17 protein-coding genes and 1 tRNA gene are annotated in these 18703 nt (G+C 66.3%); 13 read left to right on the top strand and 5 right to left on the bottom strand.

Going from position 1 to position 18703, the window contains the following annotated elements:
- The first annotated feature begins 61 nt into the window (after positions 1-61).
- The gene (locus J7643_06220; GenBank protein MBO9540172.1) at positions 62-601 is read left to right on the top strand and encodes a TlpA family protein disulfide reductase; all 540 of its coding nucleotides are present in this window, start codon (positions 62-64) and stop codon (positions 599-601) included.
- Between the two features lie 50 nt (positions 602-651).
- Here the strand turns inward: J7643_06220 and msrA are convergent, their stop codons facing one another.
- Complete coding sequence (gene msrA / locus J7643_06215) at positions 652-1200, bottom strand: peptide-methionine (S)-S-oxide reductase MsrA (GenBank protein MBO9540171.1); 549 nt, start codon at positions 1198-1200, stop codon at positions 652-654.
- A gap of 114 nt (positions 1201-1314) precedes the next feature.
- On the opposite strand from msrA, the gene J7643_06210 reads away from it, so the two are divergent.
- The 7 genes from J7643_06210 (at position 1315) to J7643_06180 (ending at position 7109) form a co-directional block, all read left to right on the top strand.
- Positions 1315-1387, top strand: a tRNA-Arg gene (locus tag J7643_06210).
- A 185-nt stretch (positions 1388-1572) separates the two neighbouring features.
- On the top strand, positions 1573-2199 hold the full coding sequence (locus J7643_06205) for a TetR/AcrR family transcriptional regulator (GenBank protein ID MBO9540170.1): 627 nt from the start codon (positions 1573-1575) through the stop codon (positions 2197-2199).
- A 41-nt stretch (positions 2200-2240) separates the two neighbouring features.
- Positions 2241-4100 (top strand): serine hydrolase, encoded by a 1860-nt coding sequence (locus J7643_06200; protein MBO9540169.1) that lies wholly within the window; start codon positions 2241-2243, stop codon positions 4098-4100.
- Between the two features lie 61 nt (positions 4101-4161).
- On the top strand, positions 4162-4617 hold the full coding sequence (locus tag J7643_06195) for a YaiI/YqxD family protein (GenBank protein ID MBO9540168.1): 456 nt from the start codon (positions 4162-4164) through the stop codon (positions 4615-4617).
- A 70-nt stretch (positions 4618-4687) separates the two neighbouring features.
- Positions 4688-5170, top strand: coding sequence for a hypothetical protein (locus J7643_06190; protein ID MBO9540167.1), 483 nt, complete (start codon positions 4688-4690; stop codon positions 5168-5170).
- Positions 5171-5245: 75 nt separating this feature from the next.
- Positions 5246-5911 (top strand): hypothetical protein, encoded by a 666-nt coding sequence (locus J7643_06185; protein ID MBO9540166.1) that lies wholly within the window; start codon positions 5246-5248, stop codon positions 5909-5911.
- A gap of 85 nt (positions 5912-5996) precedes the next feature.
- Positions 5997-7109: a squalene/phytoene synthase family protein gene (locus J7643_06180; protein ID MBO9540165.1), complete on the top strand. Its 1113-nt coding sequence runs from the start codon at positions 5997-5999 to the stop codon at positions 7107-7109.
- A gap of 23 nt (positions 7110-7132) precedes the next feature.
- On the opposite strand, the gene J7643_06175 is transcribed toward J7643_06180, so the two are convergent.
- Positions 7133-8068 (bottom strand): glutathione S-transferase family protein, encoded by a 936-nt coding sequence (locus J7643_06175; GenBank protein MBO9540164.1) that lies wholly within the window; start codon positions 8066-8068, stop codon positions 7133-7135.
- A gap of 92 nt (positions 8069-8160) precedes the next feature.
- On the bottom strand, positions 8161-9741 hold the full coding sequence (locus J7643_06170) for an aldehyde dehydrogenase (protein MBO9540163.1): 1581 nt from the start codon (positions 9739-9741) through the stop codon (positions 8161-8163).
- Between the two features lie 162 nt (positions 9742-9903).
- On the opposite strand from J7643_06170, the gene J7643_06165 reads away from it, so the two are divergent.
- Genes J7643_06165 through J7643_06155 form a run of 3 tightly spaced genes read left to right on the top strand, consistent with a single transcriptional unit; the run spans position 9904 to position 12730 of the window.
- A complete protein-coding gene (locus J7643_06165) occupies positions 9904-11193 on the top strand; it encodes an FAD-dependent oxidoreductase (protein MBO9540162.1) in 1290 nt (429 codons plus the stop codon).
- Positions 11194-11228: 35 nt separating this feature from the next.
- Entirely contained in the window at positions 11229-11639 is a 411-nt protein-coding gene (gene msrB, locus J7643_06160; GenBank protein MBO9540161.1) for a peptide-methionine (R)-S-oxide reductase MsrB, read from the top strand.
- A gap of 8 nt (positions 11640-11647) precedes the next feature.
- On the top strand, positions 11648-12730 hold the full coding sequence (locus tag J7643_06155) for an SDR family oxidoreductase (GenBank protein ID MBO9540160.1): 1083 nt from the start codon (positions 11648-11650) through the stop codon (positions 12728-12730).
- Between the two features lies 1 nt (position 12731).
- Here J7643_06155 and J7643_06150 read toward each other — a convergent pair whose 3' ends face one another.
- Positions 12732-13955: a hypothetical protein gene (locus tag J7643_06150; protein MBO9540159.1), complete on the bottom strand. Its 1224-nt coding sequence runs from the start codon at positions 13953-13955 to the stop codon at positions 12732-12734.
- 114 nt (positions 13956-14069) lie between these two features.
- Here J7643_06150 and J7643_06145 point away from each other — a divergent pair, with 114 nt between their 5' ends.
- Positions 14070-14678, top strand: coding sequence for a trimeric intracellular cation channel family protein (locus tag J7643_06145; GenBank protein MBO9540158.1), 609 nt, complete (start codon positions 14070-14072; stop codon positions 14676-14678).
- A 132-nt stretch (positions 14679-14810) separates the two neighbouring features.
- Complete coding sequence (locus J7643_06140) at positions 14811-16868, top strand: MCP four helix bundle domain-containing protein (GenBank protein ID MBO9540157.1); 2058 nt, start codon at positions 14811-14813, stop codon at positions 16866-16868.
- Positions 16869-16889: 21 nt separating this feature from the next.
- Here J7643_06140 and J7643_06135 read toward each other — a convergent pair whose 3' ends face one another.
- A complete protein-coding gene (locus tag J7643_06135; GenBank protein ID MBO9540156.1) occupies positions 16890-18686 on the bottom strand; it encodes a CHASE domain-containing protein in 1797 nt (598 codons plus the stop codon).
- Between the last annotated feature and the right edge of the window lie 17 nt (positions 18687-18703).

Below are 18703 nucleotides of genomic sequence, written 5' to 3'. Positions count from 1 at the left end.
GGGCTCCGGTAGCTTTGAGGGAAGCGACCGCTCAGTCCTAAACAGAGGAGAAACCACCACCATGGCGAAGTTGAAAGCGATGCTCCCGATCGCCCTTGGCCTGGTCGCGCTCGGCGCGATCGTAGCCCCCCGCTTCTTCCCCGCAGCCGAAGCCCCGGCCATCGCCGCCCAGGCAAAGGCCGCCGACTTCGCCCTGCCGCGCTCGGGCGACGGCAAGACCGTGCGCCTGTCCGACTTCAAGGGCAAGGTGCGCATCGTGAACTTCTGGGCCACCTGGTGCCCGCCCTGCCGCGCCGAGATCCCGCACTTCATCGAGATGTACGACGAGATGAAGGGCAAGGGCGTCGAGATCATTGGCATCTCGCTCGATCGCGAGGGCGACAAGGTCGTTTCCCCCTTCGTCAAGGACAACAAGATGAACTACCCCGTCGTGATCGGCAACGACGAGGTTGCGAGCGCCTACGGCGGGATCCGCGGCATCCCCACCACCTTCGTCATCGACCGCGAGGGCCGCATCGTGAAGAAGTACGTCGGCTTGCCCGCCCAGACCGAAGAAGGCATCAAGGCCGCCTTCATGAAGGACATCAAGCCCCTTCTCTAAACCCCTTTCGCACGAGGGCCGGACCGAATGGTCCGGCCCTCGTCGCGTTCTCAGGCGCGCTTGAGGCGCTCGAAGAAGGCGGCGCGCACCTTGGCGACCTTGCCCGCGACCACCAACTGGCAATAGGGCTGTTCCGGATTGCGCGCGAAGTAGTTCTGGTGGTACTCCTCGGCCGGGTAGAAGTGCACGAGCGGCTCGATGGTCGTCACGATGGGCGCTTCGTAGACGTGAGAAGCTGTCAGCGCCGCCATCATTTCGCGGGCGATGGCCTCTTGCTCAGGCGAGTGGGGAAAGATGACGGATCGGTACTGGGTCCCCACGTCGGCCCCCTGGCGGTTGAGACTGGTCGGATCGTGCAGGGTGAAGAAGACGCCGAGCAGGTCACGGTAGGTGATGACGGTCGGGTCGTAGGTGATCTGGACCACCTCGGCGTGGCCGGTCCGGCCCGTGCAGACCTCTTGGTAGGTGGGGTTCTCCTTCTGACCTCCCGCGTATCCCGAAACGACGGAGGTGATTCCCTTCAACTCATTGAGGGCAGCCTCGAGGCACCAGAAGCACCCGCCGCCGAAGGTGGCCTGTTCTTGCCGGTCGGTCGTCATGATCCCTATGCTCCTCTCGTGACAGCGGTGACGCGACCAGTGTACCGCATTTCGAAAGGCCCCTTGCCCCCGGTCGTCCCCGTGCGCTATACTGGGGTGTCCCGATCGGGACATGCGCCTGTAGCTCAGTGGATAGAGCACTCGCCTCCGAAGTGAGGGGTCACAAGTTCGAGTCTTGTCAGGCGCGCCTAAAAACGAGAGAGGGTCGATCGAGCTGATCGACCCTCTCTCGTTTTTTATCTATTCAAGCTAGCCGCTCACGGCTTCCCCATTCTTCGCGAAACACAGGTGCTTGCAATTCGACACGCATGTCGCTTAAACTAAAAACGACACCGATGTCGCTGTCGTTTTTAGCGCTTCAGGAGAGCCCCCATGTCGCCGAAGGTCACCCAGCAACACAAAGCGCAGCGGCGCCAGCAGATCCTGGACGCTGCGGTCCGGGTTTTTTCCCAGCAAGGCTTCGAACAGACCACCATGCAGGACGTCATCACAGATGCCGGCTTGAGCCGCGGGGGGGTCTACTCCTACTTCCCGGGCAAGGACGAGCTGTTCCAGGCGATGCTCGACCAGCTCGACCAGCAAAATGCAGAGGGTTTGCAGGCACTGACGATCGCAAGCCCAGATGCTTGGAGCGGCATCGAGGGGCTCCTGGCCGAGCTGACGACTTCGCTGGGGAGCGCCTCGGACGCCCTGGTGGCAGCGGTTTACGAGTACTTCTTGACGCGGGGCCGCACCCGCTGGGACTACCTGCGGGTGCGGCATTCCCGCATTTTCGACGCCCTGCTCGAACTCATCCGCAGCGGCATCGAGAAGCGCGAGCTGGATCCGGTCCTACCCGCCGAGACCATCACCGAGGCTCTGATGGCCTTCTCGGATGGCTTGATGATCCACGCGGTCTTCCAGCCCCCCAGCCAGCCCCACGCTGAGCAGCAAATCGCCGCATTGCGCCTCTTCCTGGAGGCGGGGCTACGCCCGCACGCCCGCGCGGTCGGCAGCTAGCACCGTCGATGCCCCCCTCTTTCAAGCAGAAGGATCCCGCGATGAGCGCTCCCGTTCTCGAGTCCCCTCAGCAACCGATTTTGAGCGGCCTCTCAACTCACCTCGACTCGTTCTTCGCCGCACGCGCTGCCCATGGGCTCTATGGCGCCGCGATCGTGGTCGTCCATCAAGGCGAGATCCTGCTCGCCAAGGGCTTCGGCGAGTCCGACCCGATCGCGCATGTGCCGCTTGCGATCGAAACGACCGTCGTGCCAGTCGCCTCGATCGCCAAGGCCTTCACGGCCACCGCGGTCATGCAACTGGTCGAGCGGGGCCTCCTCGATCTGAACACGGACGTCGCCACCTATCTGCCGGGTTATGAGCTCCAGGCGTCCGATGCCTCACCCGTCACCATCGGGCACCTCCTCTCGCACACGGAGGGCTTCCAGGAATGCAACCTCGGCATCGTCGCCACAGCCTCCGAGGGGCTGAACGACCTCGCCGACTTCTTCAAGACCCGCATGCCTCGCCGGGTGCTTCCTCCGGGCAAGCACCTCACCTACGGAAACTGGGCCAGCGGCCTGCTCGGCCTGGTCGTGGAGCAAGTGAGCGGCCTACCGTTTCATCAGTACGTCCACGAGCACGTCTTCGCCCCTCTCGGCATGAGCAGCAGCACCTTCGAGCAACCGGCACCGAGCCAGCTCACCGAGCGCTGCATCCGCGAATGCGTGAGGGACGGGAAGGGGCGCTACCAAGAGGCCCCGCACGTCTATGCCAAGATGGCCCCCGCAGGCGGCATGCATGCCGGCGCCCTTGATATGGCCGCCTACTTGATCGCGATGACGGGCGCCGGCAGCTACCAGGGGCGGCGCCTGCTCGCTGAGCAGACCGTCCGAGCCATGCGCGAAAGGCGCTTTCAGGCCCATCCGGAGCTGCCGGGGATCACCTACGGCTTCTTCGAAGAGATGCGCAACGGGCATCGGGTGCTGCGGCGCGATGGCGACTCCGCAGCGGTCTGGAGCCGCATGTACCTCGTGCCCGAAGCAGAGCTCGGCATCTTCTACGCCGTGGCGGGGGACGAAGAAGCACGCCTTGCCCTCGCCGACGCGCTCTTCGACCATCTCTGGCCGACCGGGCGCGAGGCGAAGGCACCCCGTACAGTACCTGGCACAGATTGCCGGCGATTCGAGGGAGTCTACCGCTACCTCCAGTACAACCGCGACACGTTCAGCAAGCTGCAAAGCCTCCTGGTGGGCCAGGTCCGAGTGCGGGCGGATCGCGCGGGAGGCCTGACGGTCACGGCCCTCGGAGCCGGCGACGTCTACGGCGGCTTCGAGGGCACGACCCGCTGGGAGCCCGTCGGAGAGAACGTCTTCGAGCGCACGGACGGCAAGGCGCGGATCGCTTTCGGCTTGGATGCGAAGGGGGAAGTGGAGACGCTGTGCTCCAGCATGCGCTACCAGGGCGGATTCAGCCGCCTCCCTCGGTACGAGGCCGCTCCTTGGCAGTTCGCTTACTTCGCGGCGTTCCTGCTGAGCGCGATGATTTCCCTCATCGTCCTCGGATCCCTCGCCCTCCTGGGACACGTGCCACTCGGACCTTCGGGGATCCTCTTGGTGCTCCATTCGAGCCTGAGCGCCCTGTTCGGCGTCATGCTCCTGCCGAGCATTTTCCTGATCGGCAACGTCGGCGGGGGCTTTCCTGCGTACGGCTTTGGCATCAACGCCTGGATCCGCGGCATCCTGACCTTGCCCCTGCTGCTGGTTGCGCTCGCACTGGGCCTCGTCCTGGGTCTGGGTGGTGCGATGACGCAGGAAGGCTGGCCTGTGGCAGTTCGTGCGCTGTATGGGCTCGCTACGCTCTCGGCTTGCCTTCAAGTGCTCTGGTTGCGCTACTGGAACTTGGTCGGCTATCGTTGGTGATCGGGCTTGAGTGGGTGAAAAAGCCTCATGACCGAGAGAATGGCACGAAGGAGGGCCCGCCATGCGCCTCATCGTCGACGGGGATGCCTGCCCCGTGAAGGATTTGATCCAGCGCGCTGCCTTGCGCCTCCAGGTGCCGATGATCCTGGTCAGCAACCGCCCCATGGCCTTCGGAAACGAGCCGGGCGTGACCCCGGTGATCGTCCCCGAAGGGCCCGATCAGGCGGATCGCTGGATCGCCACGGAGGCGACGCGCGATGACCTCGTCATCACGGCGGATATCCCCTTGGCCGCCGAGGTGGTCGCCAAGGGCAGCCTGGCCCTCGGGCATCGCGGCGAGGTCTTCGACGCTGCGAGCATCGGCGAGTACAAGGCGCGCTGGACGCTGATGAACTCGTTGAGGGCCGAAGGGCTGGAACTGGGCGGGCCCAAGACCTACGGCAACAAGGATCGCGCCGCCTTCGCGAACGCCTTCGAGCGGCTGGTACAGCGCCTCCAGAAAGCGCAGCGACCTTGATGTGATCGCCGATGTGATCCCGGAGCGAATAGACTATCTTGGTCTTGCCCGCCACACGAAAGGGATCGCCATGCCACGCACACGCCTTTACGCCTCTCTTGCTCTGCTCGTCTTGGCCATGGTCGGGTGCAAGGGCTTTCCCTTGCTAGGGGCCGATCCCCAGCCCACGTCCGAGCCCACTTTCTGGTACGAGGCCAACCCCACCCAGATCTCCCTGGTCGATGGGCCGCAGAGCGCCATGGCCGGCACGCCGGTGGTGCTCACGGCCCGCGTGATCATCGGCAGCAGCTCGTGCGATCGCTTCAAAGAGCTGACGGCGACCGTGGATGAGGCCTCCCGGTCCGTGGTGCTGAGCGCCATGCGCGAGAGCAAGCGCTCGAACCAGGATATCGCCTGCACGGACGACTACGGCTCCAAGCTCGCGACGGTCTCGGTCACCCTGCCTTCGGCCGGCACCTATCGTGTCTCGGCGGAGCGCTACCACCCCGCGAGCTTCTTGCCGGACGAGACGCCCCGCGCCACCTTCGACATCGTGGTCTCAGCCGAGCAGTAGGGGCTCAAGGCGAGGCCATGAAACCTTTTGAGCCGTCGCGCCGTCCTATATAGCAGGAGCTGAAAGGAAGACCCCATGCGACGTTCAATCCTCATGGCCCTCGTCGCGAGCCAGTTGCTCGCGCTCCCCGCGCTCGCGGCCCCACGGGCAGCCGACCTCTCGGATGAACGCCTCTACCTGCGCCAAGAGGAAGAGCACTGGTCCGTGCTGCACCTGGGCCGGCGGCGGCACTGGGGCTGGCGCATGCCCTACGTCACCCACTTCGTCGAGCACCGCACCTTCATCACCAAGGGCGACCTACCCATCTCGAACGAGCGCTTCATCTCCTTGATCACCCAGAGCAAGGCGGCCCCCTACTTCACCTCGAGCGTCGCCACCAAGGAGACCGCGCGCAACCAATGGGGCCTGGCCACCCTGGGCTCGTTCGGGGTGCTGGGGCTCGGCCTGGGGCTTACGGCGAACGATCCGTTCTACCGCGACCCCCTGGCCGTCCCGAGCACCTACACCGCCGTCGCGAACGGCTTGACCATCGCAGGCGTGGTGAGCAGCCTGATCACGAGCTGGGTCTGGATGGACAAGGTGTCGCGCCCCCTCTTCACAACCGAAGAAGCAGCCGAGGCCATCAAGGACTACAACCGGCAGCTGGATCAGTTGCAGGTCAACATGTTCATTCCCCTCTCGCAGGCGGCAGAAGACAATGCCCTCGAAGCGTTCCGGATCGGGAGCGCCGCGGCGCCCTGACGGGTTTCCAGCCTTTCGGGGCAAGCTGGATTCCAGGCGAGCGGTATGGTATACAAAGGGATTCCTCGTCCTCATGGAGTACCCGATGTCGACCGCCGCCTCTACCAAACATGCATGGGACACTTGCTTCTGGCTCCTGCCCAAGGTCTCCCGCACCTTCGCCCTCTCGATCGCCATCCTGCCCGAGCCGCTGAGCAAGGCCATCTGCGTGGGCTACCTGCTCTGCCGCCTGCTCGATACCATCGAGGACGAACCGAACCTCTCGCTCGCGGAAAAAGCCGAGCTGATTGGGAGCCTGCGCCGCGGGATCGAGGGCATCGACCCCTTGCCCCATGATTGGCACCTGATGGTGGCCGAGCATCGCCTCAGCGGCAGCTCCGAGCACGACGTGCTGCTCATGCGGCACCTGCCCGAAGTGCTCGAAAGCTTCGAATCCCTGCCGGCCGAGGTGAAGCCCATCCTCGTACGCTGCGTCCACGAGATGGCCGTCGGCATGGTCGAGATGCAGCAGGTCTTCGACTCGCACCGCAAGCAGGTGGCGGCCCTGCCGAGCATGGACCAGCTCCACCGCTATTGCCACTACGTGGCAGGGACCGTCGGTTTCATGCTGACTGAGCTGTTCTACCTGCACTCCACCGACCTGGCCAAGAACGCTTACTTCGAGTTGCTCGAGCGGGCCGAGTCTTTCGGGCAGTACCTCCAGAAGATCAACATCCTCAAGGACGTCCGCAACGACTTCGCCGAAGGGCGCCTGTTCATCCCCCTCGACGCCCTGCAAGCCGCGAAGCTGACGCCCGCGACCCTGCTCGAACCGAACGCGGCCCAGTCCCCCCTCGAAGCCCTCAGTCCCGTGATGCTCTCGGTGCTGCACCACGCCCGCCGCGCGCACGAGTACCTGGAGCGGATGCCGGTCTCGGACCGGCCGATCCGGCTCTTCCTCGGCTACAGCCTCTATTTCGGCCTGGAGACGATCTCCCTGGCCCTGCGCGAGCCGGCGCGCCTCTTGGACCAGGCCTCACGCCTGAAGATCGGGCGCCTGGACGTCTTTGGGATCGTCGCGAACCTCGAACGCTGCATCGACGCGCCCGCCGCCCTGGAGCGGCACCGCCAGGCGCTCATCGAGAAGATGCGCAAGCACCTGCACCCCGATTGGCCCCCCGCCATCTCCGAAGCGGTGGCCGCGCTGAACCGCGCCTGAAGCGGCGCATCGGCGCCAACCTGCTACGGCAAGGCCTCGCGCCCATGGGGCGCCGAGAAATCGAGCAACGGCCCGATGGGGACGATCCGCGTCGGGTTGATGTCGTCGTGGGTGACGTAGTAGTGCCGCTTGATCTGGTCCAGCTTGACGGTCTCGGCGATGCCCGGCACCTGGTACAGGTCCCGCAGGTAGCCCGAGAGGTGCGGGTAGTCCACGATCCGGCGCAGGTTGCACTTGAAGTGGCCGAAGTAGACCGCATCGAAGCGAACGAGCGTGGTGAAGAGGCGCCAATCGGTCTCGACCGGGTGATCGGCGATCAGGTAGCGCCGCGAGGCGAGGCGCACATCGAGGGTGTCGAGGGCTTCGAAGAGACGGTAGGCGGGCCGCTCGTAGGCGGCCTGGGTGGTGGCGAAGCCCGCCTTGTAGACGCCGTTGTTGATCGTCTCGTAGATCCAGTCGTTCAGCTCGTCGATCTCGGCGCGGTGGGCGGCGGGGTAGAGGTCGGGCTGAGCGGTGGCGAGGGCGGCGAACTCGGTCTCGAACATGCGCATGATGTCGTCGTCCGAGTTGCTGACGATGCGACGATGCTGCTTGTCCCACAGGACTGGGACGGTGTAGCGGCCGCGGAAGGCGGAATCGGTCGCGTGGTAGGCCTCGCTCAGGAAGTCGAAGCCGTTGATGGGATCGCGCGAGTAGCCGTCCCCCTCTCGGAAGGCCCAACCCCGCTCGTCGCGGATCGGGTCGACCGCCGTCAGGCCGATGGCCGCTCCGAGGCCCATGAGCCGCCGCGCGATGACCGTGCGGTGGGCCCAGGGGCACGCATGGGAGACGTAGAGGTGGTAGCGCCCCGCCTCGACCGGGTAGGGCGAGTTCCCGTCGGCTCTGACCCAGTCGCGGAAAGCGTCCACTTGGCGAACGAAGTTGCCTTCGGCGGATTGTTCGGCGGGGAATTGCGGCATCGATTCTGCTCCCGGTGCTAAGCGGACGGGGAAAGCAGCTGGGGCGGTTGGCTCGAAGCCGACCAGCCCCCGCTGCTCTCCCCCCGTGGCGTTTAGAAGAGGCCCATCGGCTGCGAGTCGTAGCTCACCAGGACGCTCTTGACCTGCTGGTAGTGGTCGAGAGCCATCCGGTGGGTCTCGCGGCCGATGCCTGACTCTTTGTACCCACCGAAGGCCGCATGGGCCGGATAGGCGTGGTAGTTGTTGACCCAGACCCGCCCGGCGCGGATGCCGCGCGAGAGGCGGTAGGCCGCCCCCTGGTCCCGGGTCCAGACACCGGCCCCCAGGCCGTAGCGGGTGTCGTTGGCGATCGCCAGGGCCTCGTCGAGATCCCTGAAGCGGGTCACGGCGAGCACCGGGCCGAAGACTTCCTCCTGGAAAAGGCGCATGGCGTTGTCGCCAAAGAAGACGGTAGGCGTCATGTAGTGGCCCCCCGCGAGGGCCCCCGGCATGGTGGGGGGCTCGCCCCCGGTCAGCAGCACCGCGCCCTCGCGACGCCCGATCTCCACGTAGTGTAGGATGCGATCGAGTTGCTCGGCCGAGACCTGAGCGCCGATCATGGTGGTGGTGTCGAGCGGATCCCCCGGGCGGATCGACCGGACCCGAGCGATCGCCCGGTCCAGGAAGGGCTCGAAGATCGCCTCGTGGATCAGCGCCCGTGACGGGCAGGTGCAGACCTCGCCCTGGTTGAGGGCGAACATGGCGAAGCCCTCGAGGCACTTCTCGGCGAAGGCGTCGTCATAGGCGAGCACGTCGGGGAGAAACAGGTTGGGGGACTTGCCGCCGAGCTCCAGGGTCACGGGGATGAGGCGTTCGGCCGCCTGATGCATGATGAAGCGGCCCGTGGCCGTCTCGCCGGTGAAGGCGAGCTTGGCGATCCGAGGGCTCTGGGCGAGGGCGGCCCCCGCCTCGGGACCGAAGCCGTTGACCACGTTGACCACGCCCGGGGGCAAGAGGTCCGCGATCCGCTCCAACAGGTGAAGGATGCTCACAGGGGTCTGCTCGGCGGGCTTGAGGACCACGCAGTTGCCCGCTGCGAGCGCCGGGGCGAGCTTCCAGGCGGCCATCAGGAGGGGGAAATTCCACGGGATGATCTGGCCCACCACCCCCAGGGGCTCGTGGAAGTGGTAGACGACCGTCTGCGGATCGAGCTCGGAGAGCGCCCCCTCGCGGGCCCGCAAGCAGCCGGCGAAGTAGCGGAAGTGGTCGATGGCAAGCGGTAGATCGGCTGCGAGCGTCTCGCGGATCGGCTTGCCGTTGTCCCAGGTCTCGATGACCGCGAGCTCCTCCAGGTGCGCCTCCATCCGATCGGCGATGGCGCTGAGGATCTGGGCGCGCTCCGTGGCCGAGAAGCGCGACCAAGCGGGAAACGCTTGGTGGGCGGCATCGAGGGCCAGGTCCACGTCACGGGCGCTCGAGCGCGGCACCTCACAGTAGACCTGGCCGGTCACGGGGCTCGCATTCGTGAAGTAGCGCCCCTCGATGGGGGCGATCCAGGTGCCACCGATGAAGTTGGCATAGCGGGCATGCAAGCGAATCGGGGACGTCGGGCTGCCGGGATGTGGGAAGCGCCGGTGCGCCTGGTTCGCCGCCGCTGCCGTCGGCTGGGACTTTACAGGGGAAGGCTGGTGCATCGAAAAATCCTCCGCTTGCCTGTATGGGACGAAGGCAGCATACGAGAAAGCGAGCAAGCTTCAAGCGCGAGATCGGACGATCTTTTTTGGGGCCCCCGGGGCGGCTCCGCTCGCCTCTGGGTCCCAGAATGGAGCCGCTCGGGGATTAAAGGAGGCAAGCGAATGGGACGAACCATCGTGGTCGGAGCGGGGCTTGCGGGGCTGTCCTGCGCCAACGCGCTCGTCGCTCAAGGGCTGGAGGTGCTCGTGCTGGAGGCCACCTCCCGGGTGGGCGGCCGGATCGGCAGCCACCGGCAAGACGGCTTCATCATCGACGCGGGGTTCCAGGTCTTGTTCCCCGCCTACCCCATCGCCCGCGAACTGCTCGACCTCGACGCGCTCCAGCTGCGTCCCCTCACGCCGGGCGCACGCGTCTGGGACGGTGTGCGCATCGACGACTTCCTGCTCGATCCGCTCGACGCTCAGGCGGTGCTCGCCACGCTGCGGCTGCCGTGGTTCACTCGCCGGGACCAGTGGCTCCTCGCCAAGCTCACCCTCGATGTGGCGAGCCTCCCAGATGCCCACTTGGTCCAGCCCATGGGGATCGAGACCGGGACCTACTGGCGGCGCTACGGCTTCTCGGCAGGCTTCGTTTCTCACTTCCTCGATCCCTTCTTCTCGGGGACCTTCTTCGACCCGGTCCTGGCGACCGACGCGAGCCTCTTCCGCTACTACTGGAAAATGATGGCGCTGCGAGGCGCGAGCATCCCGGCCCTTGGCATGCAAGCGATCCCCGATCAGCTGGCTTCGCGGCTGCCGACGGGTGCGCTGCGCCTGCGCACCCGGGTGAAGGCACTCCAGAGGCAAAGAGACGGCAGCTTCATGGTGTCGCTTGCAAACGGCGAGCGCCTCGCCGCCGAACGCGTGGTCCTCGCCACGGCCCTTCCCGAGTTGCAGCGCCTCAGTCGCCGGCAATTCGGCCTCTTGGGCCACGGGATGGTCAACTTGGCCTTCAAGCATCCGACGCCGCTCTACGACGCCCCGTCGATCCTCCTGAACGCCACCCCCTCGCGCACCGTCAACCAGCTGGCGCCCGCCTCGCGGATCAACCCCGCCTGCGCCCCAGTGGGATCTCAGCTGAGCCTGGTGCAGGTGCTCGGCGATCCCGAGGCGAGCGACGGGGCGCTGGTCGATCGCTGCCGAAAGGAGCTCGCGGACATCTTCCCCCGGCACGACTTCAAGGACTGGGAGGCGCTGCGCATCGACCGGATCCCCTACGCCCAGTTCAGAGAAACGCCCGAGTGCCTCTCGCAGCTCCCCGACCCCAAGCTGGAAGAAGGGCTCTACCTCGCCAGCGAGATCCTGGTCCAGAGCAGCATCGCGGGGGCCCTGGAGGCCGGCTGCCGCACGGCCGAGATGATCGCCGCCGAGCAGCACGCGAAGCAGCCTTCCCAAATCACGCCAATCTCGTAAACTGAGAGCAGCACCCCACGGGAAGGAGAACGGACATGGCGGAATCGACCAAGCATTATCCCGTCGAGAAGACCGACGCCGAGTGGCGCGCGCAGCTCACCCCCGAGCAGTACCACGTCATGCGCCAGAAAGGCACCGAGCGCCCCTTCACCGGCGCCTACTGGGACACCACCGAGCAAGGGATCTACCACTGCGCCGCCTGCGGCGCCTCCCTCTTCAGCTCCAACACCAAGTTCGATGCGGGCTGCGGCTGGCCGAGCTTCTACGCGCCCGTCGAGGGCGACAGCATCGAAGAGGCGGTCGATCGCAGCCACGGCATGGTGCGCACCGAGGTCATGTGCAGCCACTGCGGCGCGCACGTGGGCCACGTCTTCAACGACGGCCCAGCCCCCACCCACCTGCGCTACTGCGCCAACTCGGCCTCGCTCAAGCTCGAGAAGGAGTAGCGCTTCACTTGCCCACCGTCCTCTTCACCGGCTTTCCCGGCTTTCTGGGCTCCGAGCTGCTGCCGCGGGTCCTTTTGCGCGCGCCCGAGCTCACAGCCACCTGCCTCATCCAGCCCAAGTTCGTGAACCAGGCCCTCGCGCGCAAGGCCCAGCTCGAGGCCCGGCACCCGGAGCTTGAAGGCCGCATCCTGCTCGAAGCCGGGGATCTCAGGGCGCCCGGGCTGGGCCTCGATGCGACGCTCAAGCGCGAGACGGTCGAAATCTACCACCTGGCGGCGATCTACGATCTGAGCGTCCCGCGCGAGCCGGCCATGCAGGTGAACGTGGAAGGGACCCGTCACCTCCTGGACTGGGCCGAGGGCTGTCCGGGGCTTTCACGCATGCACTACGTGAGCACCTGCTACGTGAGCGGGCGGCACGACGGCCATTTCCGGGAGACGGATCTGGATGTGGGGCAGGCCTTCAACAACTTCTACGAGGAGACCAAGTTCCTGGCCGAGGTGGAGGTTCAGCGCCGGATGCAAGGCGGGCTGCCCGCGACGGTGTACCGGCCCGCCATCGTGGTCGGCGACAGCCGCACCGGCGCCACCCAGAAGTACGACGGCCCCTACTTCCTGATCCGCTGGATCCTGCGCCAGAAAGGGCTCGCCCTGGTGCCGGTCGTGGCCGACCCGCGGAGGATCCGGCTCAACGTGGTGCCGCGCGACTTCGTGATCGAGGCGATCGCGCACCTTTCAGGTCGGCCCGAGACCGTCGGGGGCATCTACCAGTTGGCCGACCCGAACGCCCTGAGCGTGGATGCGCTCTTGCGCGCGCTGGAGCGCGCCACCGGGCGCAAGATTCTGCGGGTGCCGCTCGATCCGGGGCTCGCCAAGAAGGCCATCGACCGCGTCCCGGGCCTCTATCGGCTGATGGAAATCCCCTCGGCCGCCGTGGACTACTTCGCCCACCCGACCCACTACGACACGACCCAGGTGCAGGCGGCCTTGCATGGCAGCGGTCTGGCCGTACCACCCTTATCGAGCTACCTGGCGCGACTGGTCCGCTTCGTCCAGGGCAACGAGGCCATCGGCAGCGAGGCGATGGCTTGAATTACTTCAGATCACCGAGCTTCTGGAAGAGGATCGGGTGGATGGGGTGGGTCCGCTCGGGGTACTTGGCGAAATAGGTGTCCATGGTCGCCAGGTCCTTCGCGTCGCTCAGGTCGAGCTGCCGCGCCCCCTCGATATTGGTCTGAGGGCTCACGAAGCCCAGCCGGTTCTCAAGGGGCTTGCCGTTGAGGGCGGTGCTGCCGTCCCCGTTGATCCAAAGGCCCTTGGCGGGCAGCTCTTCCTTCTTGCCGAAGGGATGGACCGCGTGGCTCCCGCGCTCGACCAGCACGACCGGGCGGCCGTCGGGCCCCTTCTTGAGATCGTCCCAGGCGGTCATATGGCCGGCATAGTGCCACGAGGTGTAGAGGTACTCGGGCTTGAGCTTCCCTGCCTTGTCGGGCTTCATGTAGACCGAGACCGTGCTCGAGTCGCCTCGGTGGTAGTTGGTGAACTTGTTGTCCACCTCGTAGAAGCTGTAGGTCATGACCGTGTACTCGCCCTTCTTCGCCACCGTGAAGGCGCCGGTGAGGGCTTGCTTGCCACCGATCACCCCGTGATCGTAGTGGTCGGCGTCGGTCTTGGTCTTGCCGTCACCGTCGAGATCCGGCAGGACGGGGAAGGAGTCCTCCTTGCTCGCGAAGACGATGTTCGGCATGTAGTCGAAGGGGTCGAACTTCCCGTCCTTGGCCTTCGGGTTCTCGATGGTGGGGACGGACCAGGTCTTGTCGGTCTTCTGCAAGCCGGTGACGGGAATATCCCGCTCGAACGGCGAGTCCGCGCGGAGCTGGCGGATACCGTACTGACCGCCGTTGGACTTGCGCTGGAGCATGACGCCCGGGGCGATGTCGGCGCGCTTGCTCTGGGCCTTGCTCTCGGCCTGGTCGCGGGCGAGCTCTTCTGGGCGCTCGTACTTGGGCTTGGCCTCGTTCGTGACGTCGACGTGATAGCCGAGTTCCTTGGAGACCCGGGTGACGGGGTCGGCTTCCGCCTTGCCCTGGGCCGCCTTGAGGGCATCGACCAGCGCGCCGAGCTTCTGCCCGTCCTTGGCGCTGATCGCCGGGCCTTCGCCATGAGCGCCTGACACGATCAAGAACTCGTCGATCGCGCCGAGGCGCTGCGCCTTGAGCTCGGCCTTCGGCGGCCGCACCGCCGGGGCGGTGGGCGCAGGGACGGAAACGGCCGCAATCACGGGCTTTGGGGGCTGTCCGGCGTTGATCGGTTGCATCGCAGGCTCCTAGGACGGGACACTCCATGGTTATCCCCCGTTCGCTCGAAAATTCGGTTATCAGCACGTTAAAAAAGCCTGGAAATGGCGCCGATAGACGGTTATGATGGCCTCATGGTCTGGGAAATCTTGAACGTCATCGGCACCATCGCCTTCGCCACCAGCGGCGCCGTCGTCGCCATGGAGGAGGACTACGACGTGATCGGGGTGCTCTTCCTTGGGATGACGGCCTCCTTCGGAGGCGGGATCGTGCGGAACCTGTTGCTCGGTATCCCGCTCGAGGGCTTCTGGGCCCAGACCACCCTGCACTACGTGGCGATCGCCTCGATCATCGCGACCTACCTGCTGCCGCGCCGCTGGATCCGCCGGTGGCTGCGGCTGGCCATGTACCTGGACGCGGTGGGACTCGCGGCCTTCGCCATCCAGGGGGCCCTCTACGCGGTCGAGGTTCACCTGTCGCACCTGGCCGTCATCCTGGCGGCGGTCATGACCGGCACCGGCGGAGGCCTCATCCGCGACGTCCTCGCCCGCAGGCGCCCCATGGTCTTCCAGAACACGAGCCTGTACGTGGTCTGGGCCATGCTCGCGGGCGCGGCGATCGCCATGGGCCTGCCGACCACGCCCGTTTACCTCTTCAGCCTTCTGGCGGTGGTCTGCGGGCTGCGCATCGCTTCGGTCATCCTCGAATGGCGCCTGCCCTTGCGGCGCATCGAGCAGGTTTAAGCCCACACCCCCACTGGTTCATATTTGTATAACAAAGCCCGTCCCAACTTGGGACCATGGTCCCTACGGCCGGGCTCTCGTCCATAGTTGAATCGCAAATGTCCTCTTTGCCCGGTTTTCGAAGGAGAGCTCATGCGATTGACCATTGGGAAGAAGCTGCTGGGTGGTTTTCTGGCGACGAGCTTGCTGACGCTCGGCCTTGGGGTTTTCTCCCTCATGCAACTGGGCACCATGAACGACAACCTCAAAGAAGTCGCCGAGTACCGGCTGCCCAAGGCGACCCTCCTCGGCTACATGAACAAGAATGTCTCGGCCCTCCAGCGCTACGCCAACCGCCACCTGCTTGAAACCGAAGAAGCGGAGATCGCGAAGGTCGAAGGGTTGATCGCGCAGAACAAGCGCTACTTCACCGACAACTTCGCCCACTACGAGAAGTTGATCCGCTCCGATGCGGACCGCGCCCTCTACGAAGAGGCCAAGCGGAACTACGAGGCGTACCTGGTACTGCTGGAAAAGGCTCTCGTCCTGAGCCGCGCCAACCGCAACGTCGAGTCCTACCGCGTCATCAAGCAGGAAGCCCTGCCCGTCTATACGGCCTTCGACGAGGGGGTCGACAAGATGGTCAAGCGCAACGAGCGCCTCGCCAAGGAGACCACCGAGAAGGCCCAGCGCGACTTCCAGGGGGCCCTGACCATGACCCTCATCGCCCTGGCGCTCTCGGTCGCGTCGGGCCTCGGGATCGCCCTTGCCCTCTCGCGCCAGATCGCCCGCAACCTCGCCCAGGTGGCCGCCGCCGCCGAGGGCATCGCCAAGGGCGAGCTGGACCAGCGTCTCAACGTCCAGAGCCAGGACGAACTGGGCGACATGGCCCGCACCTTCGAGTCGATGATGACCTACCTCAAGGAGGTCGCGGGCGTGGCCGAAGCCATGAGCCGGGGCGACCTCACCCGCAGCATCGCGCCCAAGAGCGATCGCGACCAGTTCGGCAACGCGATCGCCAAAATGGTCACCAACCTGCGCGAGGTGGTGGACCGCGTGCGCACCGCCGCGGGTTCGGTCAGCGCCGGTGCCGTCCAGATCGACTCAGCCAGCGCCCGCCTCGGCGAAACCACCTCGGTCCAGGCCTCGAGCGCCGAGGAGACCTCCGCGGCGATGGAGGAGATGGCCGCCAACCTCCAGTCGGTGGACAACAGCGTCCAGCGTCTCGGCACCAAGGTGAACCTGGTGCGTGGACAGTCGGACGAGCTCGCCGCGGCCGTCACCCAGACCTCGAGCTCCATCTCGGAGCTCGCCGCGAGCATCCAGCAGGTGGCCGGCAACGTGGGTCACGCCAACCAGGTCGCCTTCCAGAGCAGCGAGGCGGCAAACGCCGGCGAGGCCGCGGTCGCCAAGACCATCGGCGGCATGCAGGCCATCAACGAGACCATGGCAGGGATCCTCGACACCATCCGGATGCTCGACCAGCGCTCGGGCGAGATCGGGGCGATCATCGAGGTGATCGACGACATCGCCGAGCAAACCAACCTGCTCGCGCTCAACGCTGCCATCGAGGCGGCCCGTGCGGGTGAGGCGGGCCGCGGCTTCGCGGTGGTCGCCGACGAGGTCCGCAAGCTCGCCGAACGGTCGGCCAAGGCCACCCGCGAGATCGGGGACCTCATCAAGGGCATCCAGAAGGAGACCACCCAGGCGGTGGGCGCCACCGAGCAGGGCGCCGCCAAGGTCAGCGAGGGCATGCAGCTCGCGAGCCACACCAGCGAGGCGCTCGCCAAGATCAAGGACGCCTCGCACCAGGTCTCGAGCCTCTTGAGCGAGGTCTCGGCGGCGACCAACGAACAGGCCCGGGCCAGCTCCCAGATCGTGGCTGCGGCCGAGCAGATGGCCGGTATCAACGACCAGGTGACCGGCGCGGTGGCTGAGATGAACGAGCTGACCCACACGGTCACCTACGCCACCAGCGAGCAGCGCCAGGGCGCCGACCAAGTCGTGCTGGCCGTCGAGAGCCTCAACCGCAGCTCTCAGCAGGCTTCTGCCGCCACCGAGGAGGTCTCCAGCGCGGCGACCGACCTGCGGCAGCAGGCGCAGATCCTGGAAGAGACCGTCGCGTTCTTTGTCAGCGATAACAGCGGTACGGCCCCCGCGCTCAAGCGCGTTCCGCAGCTGAGCCTCCCGGCCGGCAGCACCAAGCGCTAAGCGTAGCGAACAAAACCAGGTTCAGTTCGAGAGGGTGGTTTCGGCCGCCCTCTCGGCCGTTTCGGGGAAGCGCAGCACGAAGAGGCTGCCCTGGCCGGGCTTGCTGCTGACCTCGATCGAGCCGCCGTGGGCCTCGACGATCGTCTTGCTGATGCTCAGGCCGAGGCCTGCGCCGCCACGGTGCAGGCCATTCTCGATCTGGGAGAAGGGCTGGAACAGGCGTGGCAAGTCCTCGGGGGCGATCCCGATCCCCGTGTCCTCCACCTCGCAGCGTAGCCCATCGGGTGAGCGCATGGCTCGGACCCGGATGGTCCCCTCGGCCGGGGTGAACTTGATGGCGTTGTTCAGGAGGTTGATGAACACCCGCTCGATGCGCTGCGCGTCGAGGGCCGCGAGCAAGGGCGTCGGGGGCACCGCGACCTCCAGGGCCAGGTGCGCGTCGGCCAGCTGGGGCGTGAGGCTTTCGGCGATCTCGCGGATCTGCGCGCCGAGATCCACCGGCTGCACGCGCAGCACGAAGGTGCCCGCGTCGATCCGCGCAAAGTCCAGCAAGTCGTCCAGCAGGTGCTCCATGCGGTGCGTCCCCTTGCCGATCTGCTCCACGAAGCCGCGCTGCGCGGGGCTCAAGGGGCCCCCGATCTCTTCTTCCAGAAACTCCGCGTAGCCCAGGATCGAGGTCAACGGCGCGCGCAGGTCGTGGGAGACGGCGCTGACGAAGTTGGTCTTGAGGCGATCGAGCTCCTGAGCCTGCTGCAGCTCCAGGGTGCGCCGGGAGATCTCCTCAAAGGCGCGCTGGTTCTCGGTGGTCCGTTCGATGACCTCACGCTCGATGTCCGCCTTCCGGCTCAGGAGGCTGAAGAGATAGCCGCCGCTCAAGCCCGTGAAGAGGAAGCCCGCGAGCAGGACCGTCCACGGGAAGAGGCCCCCGGCCACGGCGCCGAACGCCGGGTAGAACATGAACGACCAGCGCCTGCTCCCGAAGTCGAAGCCGAGCGACCAGGGCTTGGCGCTCACGGTGGCAGGGGCGCGCAGCGGGCGTCCGTCCGCGTAGCCGACCAAGAAGCGCGCCGGGTCTGCAGCGGAGTCGTCGTAGAGGTGAAAGTTGAGGGCCTTCGGCTCTACTCCCCGCAGGGTGGCGGTCACGATGTCGTCGACCCGGAACACGCCTTCCACGAAGCCCATCAAGCGCTCGCGGCGCTCGGCGATCGTATCGGGGACGCCGCCGCCGCGATAGACGGGCAAGAAGGCGACCACTCCAGCCCCGTTCGAGCGATCTTGGATCAAGGAGAAACGTTCGGTTGCAACCACATTGCCGGCGTCGCGCGCCTGGGCAAGGGCCTGCTGACGCGTCGCGATCTGGGGCGAATGGCCCAAGGCCTGCGCGTTCTCGGCCTGGGGCTCGACGAAGTAGACCGGATAGTACTCGCTGCGCTCGGCGGCTGGCACCAGGCGCCCCGCAGCATCCCGCTCGGTGATCCGGAAGGCGGCGAGGCCCTCCGCCCGGGCCCGCGCTTCGAAGGCCTGACGCTCGGCCCCAGGCACCCGGGGCACCCATTCGAGGGCCTTGATCCCGGGGTGACGGGCCAAGGTGGTGGTGGCGAAGGTCCGAAACTGTGCGCGATCGACCCTGGGGTTCGCATCGTAGAAGGCCCGAACGGAGTGGAGCACCTCCAGGTAATCGGTCAGATTGCTGATGAGGCTGGTGGCGACTCCGCTCGATTGCTGTTCGAGACGGTGGCGTTGGCGCTCCTGCTCGCGCTCGCGCACCCCGAAATAGGCCGCGATCGAGACGGCCAGCCCGAGGCACGCAACCAGCACGACCGGCCAATACCGGT

The sequence above is a fragment of the bacterium genome, from assembly GCA_017744355.1.
Taxonomy (GTDB): Bacteria; Cyanobacteriota; Sericytochromatia; order S15B-MN24; family UBA4093; genus JAGIBK01.
The sequence above is the reverse complement of the archived record's forward strand: the minus strand, read 5'-3'. Positions and strand labels throughout refer to the sequence as shown.